Source organism: Hymenobacter sp. 5317J-9, from assembly GCF_022921075.1.
Classification (GTDB): domain Bacteria; phylum Bacteroidota; class Bacteroidia; order Cytophagales; family Hymenobacteraceae; genus Hymenobacter.
In genome coordinates this window covers 24,437-36,869 of sequence record NZ_CP095050.1, presented here as the reverse complement: position 1 = coordinate 36,869, position 12,433 = coordinate 24,437, and the positions used below count along the sequence as shown (strand labels likewise).

Annotated in this window: 10 protein-coding genes; 7 read left to right on the top strand and 3 right to left on the bottom strand. The window is 60.1% G+C overall.

From position 1 onward, the window contains the following. Window positions 1–42: 42 nt before the first annotated feature. Window positions 43–1,029, top strand: coding sequence for a gliding motility protein GldN (gene gldN / locus MUN81_RS00140; protein ID WP_245114394.1), 987 nt, complete (start codon window positions 43–45; stop codon window positions 1,027–1,029). A 70-nt stretch (window positions 1,030–1,099) separates the two neighbouring features. Here the strand turns inward: gldN and uvrC are convergent, their stop codons facing one another. The 3 genes from uvrC to MUN81_RS00125 all read right to left on the bottom strand — a co-directional run bounded on the left by uvrC (window position 1,100) and on the right by MUN81_RS00125 (window position 8,704). Beyond that, window positions 1,100–2,935 carry an excinuclease ABC subunit UvrC gene (gene uvrC, locus MUN81_RS00135; protein ID WP_245114393.1) on the bottom strand — a complete coding sequence of 612 codons (1,836 nt, stop codon included), beginning with the start codon at window positions 2,933–2,935 and terminating at the stop codon, window positions 1,100–1,102. 122 nt (window positions 2,936–3,057) lie between these two features. Further along, window positions 3,058–5,400, bottom strand: coding sequence for a transglycosylase domain-containing protein (locus MUN81_RS00130; RefSeq protein WP_348533153.1), 2,343 nt, complete (start codon window positions 5,398–5,400; stop codon window positions 3,058–3,060). 202 nt (window positions 5,401–5,602) lie between these two features. Continuing rightward, complete coding sequence (locus MUN81_RS00125; RefSeq protein WP_245114392.1) at window positions 5,603–8,704, bottom strand: hypothetical protein; 3,102 nt, start codon at window positions 8,702–8,704, stop codon at window positions 5,603–5,605. Between the two features lie 172 nt (window positions 8,705–8,876). Here MUN81_RS00125 and MUN81_RS00120 point away from each other — a divergent pair, with 172 nt between their 5' ends. The 6 genes from MUN81_RS00120 to atpH all read left to right on the top strand — a co-directional run bounded on the left by MUN81_RS00120 (window position 8,877) and on the right by atpH (window position 12,351). After that, window positions 8,877–9,113, top strand: coding sequence for an AtpZ/AtpI family protein (locus tag MUN81_RS00120; RefSeq protein ID WP_245114391.1), 237 nt, complete (start codon window positions 8,877–8,879; stop codon window positions 9,111–9,113). A gap of 44 nt (window positions 9,114–9,157) precedes the next feature. Further along, window positions 9,158–9,553, top strand: a complete 396-nt coding sequence (locus MUN81_RS00115) for a hypothetical protein (RefSeq protein WP_245114390.1) — start codon at window positions 9,158–9,160, stop codon at window positions 9,551–9,553. Between the two features lie 36 nt (window positions 9,554–9,589). After that, entirely contained in the window at window positions 9,590–10,654 is a 1,065-nt protein-coding gene (gene atpB, locus MUN81_RS00110; RefSeq protein ID WP_245114389.1) for a F0F1 ATP synthase subunit A, read from the top strand. Window positions 10,655–10,775: 121 nt separating this feature from the next. Next, a complete protein-coding gene (gene atpE, locus MUN81_RS00105) occupies window positions 10,776–11,051 on the top strand; it encodes an ATP synthase F0 subunit C (RefSeq protein ID WP_046243983.1) in 276 nt (91 codons plus the stop codon). 149 nt (window positions 11,052–11,200) lie between these two features. Further along, the gene (locus MUN81_RS00100) at window positions 11,201–11,698 is read left to right on the top strand and encodes a F0F1 ATP synthase subunit B (protein WP_245114387.1); all 498 of its coding nucleotides are present in this window, start codon (window positions 11,201–11,203) and stop codon (window positions 11,696–11,698) included. A 92-nt stretch (window positions 11,699–11,790) separates the two neighbouring features. Beyond that, window positions 11,791–12,351 carry an ATP synthase F1 subunit delta gene (gene atpH / locus MUN81_RS00095; RefSeq protein WP_245114386.1) on the top strand — a complete coding sequence of 187 codons (561 nt, stop codon included), beginning with the start codon at window positions 11,791–11,793 and terminating at the stop codon, window positions 12,349–12,351. Window positions 12,352–12,433: the final 82 nt, after the last annotated feature.

Here is a 12,433-nt window from a genome sequence, read left to right as displayed (position 1 = left end):
ACGTTAGCGAACTATCCTACAATTAATTTGCTTTTGCCCGATATGAAATCCATTCACACCCTGGCCGCAGTTGCGGCGGGCCTGTCGCTGTCGCTGACGGCTTCGGCCCAGGAGCAAGCCACTACGGCTAGCAGCACGGGCTCGCACCGCCCCATTCCGCCTTCTGACCAGATGTTCCGCAAGAGCATTTGGCGGCAAGTGGACCTGCGCGAGAAACAGAACAAACCCATGTTCTCGGAGGGCAAGGAAATCAGCCGCGTAATCCTGGATGCAGTGAAGCGTGGCGAGTTGACGGCTTACAAGAATGACTCGCTGACGTCGACTTACACTTCGCAGGAGGTTCAGGGCAATGCCTCGTACGTGGACGAAGCCGTGAAGCTGAGCGATGAGGAAAAGGCCGCTGGTTTCAGCGAGAAAGACCTCAACGGTGGCGGTGATGACGGCTGGGGTGCCCCGGCGCCGAAGAAAAGCGGCGGCTCTACCGCCGCTACCACGAAGCGTCAGCCCAAGTTGGGCGCGAATGGCAAGCCGCTGAAGGACAAAAAAGGCAAAATCATCTACGAAACCGTAGCTGTAGCTCCTCCGACCCCGCCGGCTCCGGTAGGCAACGAGTACCGCCCCAAAGACCTGTATGAGATGGAAGTGAAAGAAGATATGATTTTCGACAAGAAACGGTCGAGAATGTATCACGACATCAAGTCCATCACGCTGCTGGTGCCTTCGACGCTGCCAACGAACGTGTCGGGCATTGAAAAGCCGATTGGTACCTTTAAGTACAGCGACTTGGTGAAGGTGTTCCGTGCCAACCCGCAAAACGCCATCTGGTTCAACGCCGAGAACGATGCGCAGCACAAGAACCTGGCGGATGCCTTCGAACTGTGGCTGTTCAACTCCTACATCACCAAAGTGTCGAATGCCGGCGACAGCCGTCTGGACGACATCTACGGTGGCGCTCAGCAAGGCATTCTGGCTGCTCAGCAGACGGCTGCCGACCTGGTGGAGTATGAATACAACCTGTGGAGCTTCTAGCGCTTCCAACGTAGAAATGAAAAGGCCCTTGCAGCGATGCAAGGGCCTTTTTTCTTTTGGTTATGGCGCATCAACTCGGGAGCTGGCGGGCCGGCATGGGGTGGGAGGGGGCTTCGTTTTCGGCGAAGTAGTTCTGCAAGACTTTGGCTTTGGCCTTGCCTACTTCGGCGATAAGCTCGGCTTCAGAGAGCTCCCGGATTTTTTTGACGGACTTAAACTTGTTGAGCAGCTTGTCGGCGGTGACGGGGCCGAGGCCCTTGACGTCGGTAAGCTCGGTTTTGAGCGTGGCGGCGTCGCGGCGCGAGCGGTGGAAGGTGATGCCGAACCGGTGCACTTCGTCGCGCATGCGCTGAAAAAGGCGCAAGGATTCGCTCTTTTTGTCGATGTAGAGCGGCAGCGGGTCGTTGGGAACGTAGATTTCCTCCAAGCGCTTGGCAATGCCGATGACGGGAATCTGGCCCCAGAGGCTGAGGTCTTTTAGGGCCTTGACGGCCATGCTGAGCTGGCCCTTACCGCCGTCGACGATGACGAGCTGGGGCAGGCTGGCGCCCTCGTCGACTAGGCGGCGGTAGCGGCGGCTCACCACTTCGTACATGGAGTCGAAGTCGTTGGGGCCGATGACGGTTTTGATGTGGTAGTGGCGGTAGTCTTTTTTACTGGGCTTGGCGTTGCGGAAGCACACCATGGCCGCCACCGGGTTGTCGCCCTGAAAGTTGGAGTTGTCGAAGCACTCGATGTGCTTGGGCAGCTCGGTGAGGCGCAGGTCCTTTTTGATGGTTTCCATGATGCGCACCTCGTTCAGGTCCTTGCTACGCTCGTTCATGCTTTCCTTCTCCTTGCGGGCATAGAGCACGTTTTTGATGGCTAGGTCGAGCAGTTTGCGCTTGTCGCCAATTTGGGGCACGGCTAGGGCGACGCCGGGCAGCGGTAGCTCCACGGTTACGTTGGTGAGGATTTCCTTCGATTCGCTTTCGAACTCCTGGCGCATCTGCATGATGAGCGGAGCCAGGATTTCGGCGTCTTCTTCGTCCAGCTTCTTGGTGACTTCGAGCGACTGCGTCAGAATGATGCTGCCATTCATCACCTTGAGGTAGGTAATGAAGCCCGATTTTTCGTTGCTGGCGATGGCGAAGACGTCGATGTTGGTGAGCGAGGCGTTGACGATGGTGGACTTTGCCTGGAAGGCCTCAATCTTGTCGAGCTTGACCTTGAACTGGTGGGCCAGCTCGTACTGCATTTCCTGAGCGGCGGCCGTCATCTTTTCCCGGAAGTACTGCTTGGGAATGCGCAAATCGCCGTTGAGAATGTTGCGAATTTGCTGGATGTAACCGTTGTAGGTTTCCTCATCTTCGCGGGCCACGCAGGGGGCGTTGCAATTCCCCAGTTGCAGTTCCAAGCAAGGCTTGAACTTGCCGGCTTCGACGTTGGCTGGGCTCAGGTTGAAGTTGCAGGTGCGCAGCGGATACAAGGCCCGGATGAGTTCCAGCAGCACGTTGAGGGCCGTCCCGTTGGCGTAGGGGCCGTAGTAGCGCGAGCCGTCGTTAATCTTGTTGCGTGTGGGAATGAGGCGCGGAAACCGCTCGTTGGTGAGGCAGAGGTAAGGGTAAGTCTTGCCATCCTTGAGCAGGATGTTGTACTTGGGCTGGTGCTGCTTGATGAGGTTGTTTTCGAGCAGAAAGGCATCGGACTCTGAATCCACGATGGTGAACTCGAGGCGCTTGATGTTGCGGACCAGCTGCTGGGTTTTCTTGTTGTGGTCGTTTTTGGTGAAGTAGCTGCTCACGCGCTTGCGCAGGTCGATGGCCTTGCCCACGTAGATGATGCCCTCGTCGTCGAAGTATTTGTACACACCAGGGCGGTGCGGGAGGCCGTTGATTTGGGCTTGTAGTTCAGGATTGGCGGCCATGGCAGGGTATTGTAGGTAAAGGCGAACCAAAGGAAACGGCTCCCGAGGATTCGACCCAAGAATAACGAAAAGTGGCCGACGAAAGGTCGTCGGCCACAAAGGAAAATGCGCAGGAAGTGAGGTTAAATGTCCTTATCGTCGAGGTCGGAAGCGTCGGGCACCTGCATCTTCTGGTCGTAGGGGATGGTGTCGCGCTGGCCGCCGTAGTACTTCGAGCAGTCGATTTCGATGCTGAGCGGCGCCGCGGGTTTGGGGAAGGGCCCAGTGTCGATGCCGATGCTCTTGTCCTTGTACACCTTCTGCATAAACAGGCCGTAGAGCGGCAGTGCCAGGCGGGCGCCCTGCCCGTAGGTGCCGCTGCGGAAGTGAATGCTGCGGTCTTCGCCGCCTATCCACATGCCGCACACCAGGTCGGGGGTGATGCCCATGAACCAGGCGTCGGAGTAGTTGGAGGTGGTGCCGGTTTTGCCGCCGATTTCATACGGGAACTTGAAGCCGGTGTGCAGGATGGTGCTGGTGCCGCCGGGCTCGGTGGTGCTGGCCTGCAGCATGTTGGTCATGATGTAGGCGGTTTCCTCGTTCAGCACTTCGCGGGTTTGGGGCACGAATTCGCGCAGCACGTTGCCGTTCTTGTCCTCAATGCGCGTCACCATGATGGGCGAGGTCCACACGCCCTTGTTCACGAAGGTGGAGTACACGCCGCACAGCTCGTAGATGCTGCAGTCGGAAGTGCCGAAGCCCATGGACGGCACGGCATCAACGGGCGAGGTAATGCCGAGGCGCTTGGCGTAGGTGGCAATGGTTTCGGGGCCCAGCTTCATCACCAGCCAGGCGGTGATGGAGTTCATGGAGCGGGCCAGGGCCTGGCGCAGCGTGAAGGTGCGGCCCGAAAAATTGCCTTCAAAGTTCTTGGGCGTGTAAGCGGCGCGGCCGGCCACGGCCGGGAAGGTGGTGGCCACGTCGGGCCGCGGGTAGCACGGCGAGAAGCCGCCCGCCTCGATGGCCGCCGTGTACACAATGGGCTTGAACGTGGAGCCGGGCTGGCGCTTGCCCTGGCGCACGTGGTCGAACTTGAAGAACTTGTAGTTGGGGCCGCCCACCCAGGCCTTCACCTGGCCGTTCAGGGGGTTCATGGCCATGAAGCCGCCTTGCAGGTAGCGCTTGTAGTAGGCCAGCGAGTCGAGCGGCGACATGAGCATTTCCTTCTCGCCCTGCCACGTGAACACCGGCATCTTGTACTTCTTGTGCAGGTAGTAGTTCACCGAGTCGCGGTTGCCATCGAACTGATTCATCAGCGACTTGTAGCGCTGGGTGCGGCGCATGGCCACGTTCAGGAAGTTGGGGATGACCTTGCCGGTTTCGTCGCGCCAGGGCAGCTGGCCTTTCCAGTGCTGCGTGAACCATTTCTGCTGCAGCGACAGGTGCTCGGCCAGCGACTTCTCGGCGTAAGCCTGCATGCGCGAGTCGATGGTGGTGTAGATTTTCAGGCCGTCGGCGTAGAGGTCGTGGTCGGTTTCCTTGGCCCAGGCCAGCAGCGACTTCACCACCTCGGCCCGGAAATAGGGAGCCAGGCCCTTGCTGGGATTCTCGACGGAGTAGTGCAGCACAATGGCCTTGGCGGTGTCCTGGGCCAGTTCGGCGTCGGTGATGTAGTGCGACTTGGCCATCTGGCGCAGCACCCAGTTGCGGCGCTTGCGCGAGCGGTCGGGGTGCACCACGGGGCTGAAGCGGCCCGGCGCGTTCACGATGCCCACCAGCGTGGCGGCCTCGGGCGTGCTCAGGTCTTTGGGGCGCTTGTTGAAGAAGGTCTTGGCCGCCGTGTTGATGCCGAACGAGTTCGAGCCGTACTCCACCGTGTTCAGGTACATGCGCATGATTTCGCGCTTGGTGTAGTTGCGCTCCAGCCGGATGGCCAGAATCCATTCCTTGGTCTTGGTGATGAGCAGGCCCAGCTTGCCGTTGCCGTTCAGGGAGCCGTCGTTGAGGTCCTGGCGGGTTTTAAACAGCACCTTGGCCACCTGCTGGGTGAGCGTGGAGCCGCCGCCGTTGTGCGAGAAGGTGAGCACGCCGGTCACGGCCCGCAGCACGCTCTTGGCATCGATGCCCGAGTGCTGCTCGAAGCGCACGTCTTCGGTGGCAATGAGGGCATCAATCAGGTTTTGGGGCAGTTCTTTGAACTCGACGGGCGTCCGGTTTTCGCGGAAGTACTTGCCCAGCAGCACCCCGTCGGCAGAATAGATTTCGGAAGCCAGCTCCGAGCGCGGGTTTTCCAGCGTCTTCAGGTTGGGCATGCGCCCGAACAGGTTCAGGAAATTGCCGCTCACGGCCAGCACAAACAGGCCCAGCCCCACCACGCCGACGCCAAACAGCACCCACATGGTCCGAACAAAAGCCGTGAACCGGCCCCGGCGCGTAGGTTTCAGCGGCGTGGGCTTGGGGCGGCGGGCAGGAGAGGAGGTTGGCATATTGGCAATGAAAACGAAATACTACGCAAAAATAGAGGTTGGGAAGCGGGCAAGCAGTTTACGTAGCAAGCAAGCGCAAACGTGCTGCCGGAACGTCCTGCCGAATGCAATAAAGCATCTCTGCCGCAAGCGTAAAGTGGATTACAGCTGCGGTAGAGATGCTTCACTGCGTTCAGCATGACGGAGCTTTTGCTCCAGCGGCTTACTTGTACACTTTCTGGTAAAAACTCAAATACCCCGCCAAATCCCCGCTGGCCTGCAGCAGCGCCAGGTTTTCGAGGCTGATGACAAGGGTTTGATAGCCGGCCCCGCGCAGGCGCGCCAGCGGCGACTGCGGCCCGCGCAGCTTGGTGGCGTAGCTCTGGGCCACTTTGGCGCCCGGCATCGTCCGGATGACTACCAGCGACTGGTCGGCACCCAAGGCCGGGGTTTCCAACTGCAGGTTGTTGGCCCGGAAAAAGCGGTTGTTATACGTGGTAAGCTGGGTGGCCAGGTCGGCGGCGGGCGGCGTAGCTTTCGGAAACACCAGCACCACCGCGTGGGCCCCGCTGAGCTGCGTGGTATATGCCGTGGCGGGGGCTGTAGGCGCTGCAGTAGCCGGGGCTACGCTGGGTGCGGAGGCCGCTCCGGCCGGGCTGGTGGGCGGGGGCGTGGTAGTGGGCGTAGCCGGCGCGGGGGCCGGGGCAGTCACGGCCGGAGCCTCGGCTTTTTTACCTTTCGCAGGCACCACCGGCTTGGCAGGTACCGGAGCCGGTCCCGCCGAACCAGCCGGGGCTATGGCTTCGGTGGTGGAGCGCGGCGCCGTAATGCCTGAAGAGGTGGGCACCGGGGCTGGTGCGGGCGCATCGGCCGGCTTGGCATCCGGGGCCACGGGGTTCAGAGCCTTGTAGGGCGTCTCGTCTTCGCGGTAGAAGATGCGCATGCGGTTGTCCACCTCGCCGGGGCGGAAAAGCGACACCACTGGCTTCTCCGTCGAGGCCAGGGCTCCGGCAATCTGGCCGGTGCTCTGCTTCTTGTACGACTCGGCCAGGGCCTGGGCCTGGGGCACCAGTGGGCTGTCGGGGTAGTCTTTATAGAACTTCTCCACCGACGAGCGCGCCGTGAGCGGGGCCTGGGTGCGCACCACCAGCAGCGTCTTCATGTACGCCACCCGGTCGTTGAGGTCGCTTTTCGGAAACTGCTTCTCGGTGCGGGCCAGGATGGCTGATGCCTTTTTGAATTCCTGGTTTTTGTAAAGCGTGAACGCCGAGTCGACGCGGCTGGCCACGGCGTTGTGCAACGCCAGCTCGTGCTCGCGGTACAGCGGGTCGGCAATCAGCTTGGCGTAGATGGAGGTAGGAAACTCCTTCTGCAAAGCGGCCGCGTATTGGGCCATTTTCGCCGCGTCGGGCTTGTCCTTGTAGTAGAGGTAAAGCAGGTAGTAGGCATCCGGCGCGTGCGGGCCGCGGGCATAGCGCGTCACCTGCTTCTCATACACTTCAAAGCCCTTTTCGCGCTCCTTCAGCTGCTCTTTGTAGATGCCGCCCAGCTCGTACATCGCCGCTTCCACCAGCTTGTCGGACGCCTCCAGTTGGGCCGGCGTGAGCGGCAGCGCGGCGCGGTACTGAGCTACCAAGGCGTTTTTCTCGGCGTTGGGGTCCACGGGGGCGGCGGTGCGCGCCGAGTCCGGGCCGCTGTTCACGCCGGTAGTGCGGTTGCCGGTCACGGTGAGGGGCACGCCGCCGTTGGCCGTGGCATTGGGCGAATTGCCGGTCTGGCGCACCGTGCGCCAGTTGTCCTGCAGCTTGCGGTCCTGCCATTTCCGAATGAAGTCGGCCCGCGCCGTGCCCAGCGTGGCGGGGTTGTCGAAATACCATTTGGCACCGCTGGCCGGGGCCGTGGGGTCAAAGGCCATGGGGTCGGGAGTGGCGCTGCCACCCGGGAAAGGACTGGCCGAGCCGCCGCCGTTGGCCACGCGGTTCCGGAACTCGGCGTCGCGGGCCTGCGCCTTTTGCTGCGCTTCCAGCTTGGCCGCCTCCTTCTGCTTAAGGTCGATTTCGGCCGCTGCGTACAAGTTCAGCTTCTCGCTCAGCGCAGGCTCGGGCAATCTGGCTAGGGCCTGCAGGCTGTCCTGCGTCTCGATGATGGTGTACTGCTTGGCAAAGTCCCGCAGAATCTCGCTGCGCTCCTTGATGGCCGCGTAGGTCTTGGCTTCCTTATTCAGGGTTTGCACCGTGCTGTCGTAGTAGGCGGCAGCCAGCCGGTACTTCTGCAGGTTTTCGTAATAGATGCGGCCGGCCAGCAGGTAGGTGTAGCTTTTCTGGAGGCGGTTGGTGGTCGTGGCCGCAATGGACTGCCGCAGCAGCTTCAGGGCTTCCGGGTAATTCTTTTCGCGGTAGTTCAGCCGCGCCATCTCGTAGTAAATCTTGTCGCGGTAGTCCTTGTTTTTGGGGTCTTTCAGCAAGCCCGCGAAAGTCTTGTTCAGCCGCTCCCGGCTTTCCGGCGTCAGGTCCGACACCTGCGGCAGCATCAGCTTGGCCTGAAAGTCGAGCTCATACGGCGGGTTGCGGGCCAGAATCTGGTCGAGCTGCTCGTAGGCCTTCTTGTTCTCGCCCGCGTCTTGGTACAGCTGCGCCAGGATGTAGCGCGTGCGCGACCGTTCGTTCTTAAAGTCAATCAGCGGAATGGCTTTCTCCAGCTGCGGAATGGCCTTGGCTGGCTCCTCGGTACGAATATAGTAGTCGGCCCGCGTCAGGAACAGCTGGCGAGCATCCTGGGGCAGGCCCACTTCCTTGTCGAGCAGGTCCGACACGGCCTTGGCGCTCTCCATCTCGCCCTGCGCCACGAAGGTGCGCATCAGCCCAATCAACGCCTCGTGCTTGGCGTTGGCGTCCTTGCTGGTCGAGTTCACATACTTAAACGTCTGCGCCGCGTCGTCGAACTGCATTTGGTAGAAGCGCGACCAGCCCACCAGAATATAAGCGTCGTCGGTCCAGTCCGAGCCCGGCCGGTGCTGAATCGGCAGCGAGGCCTTCTTGATGATGTCGTTCAAATCGGCGCGGTTGGCGCGCACCGTGGTGCTGTCCAAGGTCGGAAACAGCGGCAGCGTCTGGTTGTAGTCGTTGATGCGAGCGGCGTAGAGCTTGTCTTCGGTGGCGTGCAGCTTCTCGCGGGCCAGGAAGTAGGCGTTGTCCCGGGCCGCCACGTTGTTGAACGCGTGCGCCACCAGGTTTTTATCCGAAGCGCAGCCCGCGGCTCCCAGGCCCAGCAGGAAGAGAGCCAGGGCCGCGCAGCGGTATGTCAGCGAGTTGTGAGTCAAAGCCAAGAAGGAAGGAATAAAAGCAAGTCGTCGCCCACGCAACGCGCGCGGCAACCCGAAATGTTCGTCGGCGCCCGAAAGCTAACGCAGCCGAAGAAGTAAAATTACGTTTTTCCGGGGGCAAACGCGGCCCCTGCCCGCGGCGTACCTTTGCGGTTCTGTTTCTCAGCCCGTTCCCATGTCCTCGCCGTCTTCGCCTCCGCCTCCCGGCCCCAACCGTCTCCAGGCCGTTGCCAAGTACTCCGGGCTGGCGTTTCAGATGCTGGCCATCATCGGCGGCGCCACGTGGGTAGGCACCTGGCTCGACGGCCATTTCCAGACCCAGAACCCGTGGTTTACCATCGGCCTCGCGCTGCTCGGGGTTTTCGTGGCCATGTTTCAGGTCATCCGCAGCCTCACCAAAGGCGCGGAGTAGGGCCAGGCGCCATTCAACGGTTTAGTTAATTCACGATGCGGTTTTTGCGCCAGTTTCTTGTTTTTGCCGGGGCGCTGGCCCTGCTCATTTTCGTCCTGCAGCGCGGGTTCGGCACGGCCGTTATTCACCCGCGCACCTGGCTGCTGTTCGGCTTCATGGCAGGCCTCACGCTGCTTACCTACGGCCTCACTGCCCGGCTCGTGGCCGTGTCGCCCACCAATCTCGGCGTCGGTTATCTGGTGGGCATGACCATCCGGCTGCTGGCCTCGCTGGCCCTCGTCACGGTGCATCTGGCCCGGGGCGGCGCCCACGAAGGAAGAGGCGTTTGGACCTTCCTCGGGGCCTTCTTCCTCCTGTACTTTTCATGGGTCGGGTTTGAAATCTGGGCTACTTTGAGTAACTTGCGGCCGATTTCGGAAAAGCAAGTGTCGCAAACATAGCACTTTAGCCCGAAATTGGTCATTAATTAACTTTAGATGAAGCATTTACTTTCCGTTCTTCTCTGCTTCCTATCTCTGTCCGTTTTTGCTAACGAACCCGCCAACGAGGCTTCCAAAGAGGAGGGCTTCAATCCCGGCGAAATGATTTTGCACCACATCGGTGATTCGCACGAATGGCACTGGCTGGCTACCGACAACGGCAGCTTCACCACCTACCTGCCCATCATCGCCTACCGCCCCGGCAAGGGCCTGTCGGTGTTCTCCTCCAAGCACATCTCCAACGGCGAAGCCGAAGGCCCCGCCAAAGAATACGAAGGTCTGAAGCTGGAGCACGAGCACCTCGTGAGCACCGACGGCAGCAAAGTCTACGACTTCTCCATCACCAAGAACATTGCCGCCCTCATCGGCAGCGCCGTGCTGATGCTGGTCATCTTCACCGCTGTGGCCCGCGGCTACGCCAAGAACCACGGCCGCGCCCCCAAGGGCATTCAGTCGTTCTTCGAGCCCATCATCGTCTTCATTCGCGACGAAGTGGCCAAGAAAAACATCGGCCCGAAGTACGAGCGCTACATGCCGTACCTGCTCACGGTGTTCTTCTTCATCTGGTTCAACAACCTGCTGGGCCTCACCCCCGGCGCGGCCAACCTCAGCGGCAACATCGCCGTGACCATGGTGCTGGCCCTCATGACGCTGGTTATCACGCTGGCATCGAGCAACAAGTACTACTGGGCCCACATTTTCGCCACGCCCGGCGTGCCCAAGCCCTTGCTGCCCATCATGATTATCGTGGAGGTGATTGGCATCTTCACCAAGCCTTTCTCGCTCATGATTCGTCTGTTCGCCAACATCACGGCGGGCCACATCGTGGTGCTGAGCTTCATCAGCCTGGTGTTCATCTTCAAATCGTGGGCCGTGGCCCCGGTGACGCTGGCTTTCGGCCTGTTCATCAACATCCTTGAGTTGCTTGTGGCCCTGCTGCAGGCCTTCATCTTCACGCTGCTCACCTCCATGTACATCGGCGGCGCCGTGGAAGAGCACCACGATGCCGACCTGCAAATCGGCTACAACGAGGACCCCGCCGCACCTCACGTCGCTCACTAATCTCTGAATCTCCCGTCGGGCCGTTGGCCCGGCTATCCGATTTTTTCAGTCGGACCGTGGCAATCCCCCCCCCCGCTGCGGGCTCGGCTAATTTTTCTCTTTTTCCATTTTTTCTTTTTTTATGCTTCTCTCTTTGTTGTTGCAGGCTGTTGCCCAAATGGCGACTAACTACGGTCCTGGTTTGGCTGTAATGGGTGCCGGTATCGGTGCTGGTTTGGTTGCCCTGGGCGTAGGCCTGGGTATTGGTCGCATCGGCGGCAGCGCCATGGACGCCATCGGCCGTCAGCCCGATGCTTCGGGTAAGATTCAAACGGCCATGATTATCGCCGCCGCTCTTATCGAAGGTCTCGGTCTGTTTGCCGTCGTGGTTTGCGTTCTTATCTGGACCAAGCTCTAAGAAGTTTTGCCGGGCCTAGCGCCCGGAAGTAGTTGGAAGCCCGCCGCCCGCTGCTGCTTGTGCAGCCCTGCGCGGCGGGCTTACCTGCTCCTACTGCCTGTAGCTGCCTTAGCCGATTGTCTTCAACGGTTTTACCTATATAATTCTTTATGCCAGCTTTCCTCACCCCCGAACTCGGCCTCATTTTCTGGCAACTGGTTATTTTCCTGCTGGTGCTGTTTCTGTTGGCCAAGTTCGCCTGGAAACCGATTCTGAACTCGCTGAAAGAGCGTGAGGACAGCATCGAAAGCGCCCTGCGCATGGCCGACCAGGCCAAGATTGAAATGCAGCAGCTGAAAGCCGGCAACGAGAAGTTGCTCGCCGAAGCCCGCCAGGAGCGCGACCGCATGATGCAGGAAGCCACCGTGATGGCCAACCAGCACCGCGAAACCGAGCGCGCCCGCGCCACCACCGAAGCCAACACCATCATTCAGCAAGCCCGCGAAGCCATCCAGCAGGAGAAAAACGCGGCCCTGGCCGAGGTGAAAAACACGGCTGCCAAACTATCGGTCGACATCGCCGAGCGCATCCTGCGCCGCGAGCTGGCCGAGCCTGCTGCCCAGACGCAGCTGGTGGATTCGTATCTGAAAGACGTTAAACTGAACTAGTTGCTGGTTTCCAGTTGTCAGTTATCCGGTCATGCAAATGGCTGTTGCACGCTGACAGCTGACAACAAACAACTGCCAATTAATACCAACTAATGGCTGACCAACGAGTAGCGGCCCGCTACGCCAAGTCGCTCCTCGACTTAGGCAAGGAAATGGGCACGCTGGATAGCGTGAAAGCGGACATGGACCTGCTGAGCAAGACCATGACCGAAAGCCGCGAGCTGCGGCTGTTGCTCCGCAACCCGATTGTGAAGCACGACAAGAAACTGGCCATCCTGAAAGCCATCTTCGGCGGCAAGGTGTCGGACATGACCATGCGCTTCTTCACCATCCTCACCGAGAAAAACCGGGAGGCGGCGCTGGAAAGCATGGGCCAGGAGTTCCAGGTGCAGTACAACGCTCTGCAAGGCATTCAGATGGCGGAAGTGACGTCGGCCACGCCGCTCACGGCCGCCTCGCGTGCGGAGATGGAAAAGCTGGTGACCCAGCAAACCGGCCTCACCGAAGTGAAGCTGACCGAGAAAGTGGACCCCGCGCTGATTGGCGGTTTCATTCTGCGCGTCGGCGACAATCAGATTGACGATTCCGTGCGCACCAGCCTCCGCAAGCTGCGCACCTCTTTGCAAGAAAATTCTTACCAACCACAACTGTAGGGTTTTAAGTATTAAGTATCAGGTAACAAGTAGTTAGACGTTGCGACGGATACTGCGCTACCTTCTGGATACCCACTACTTG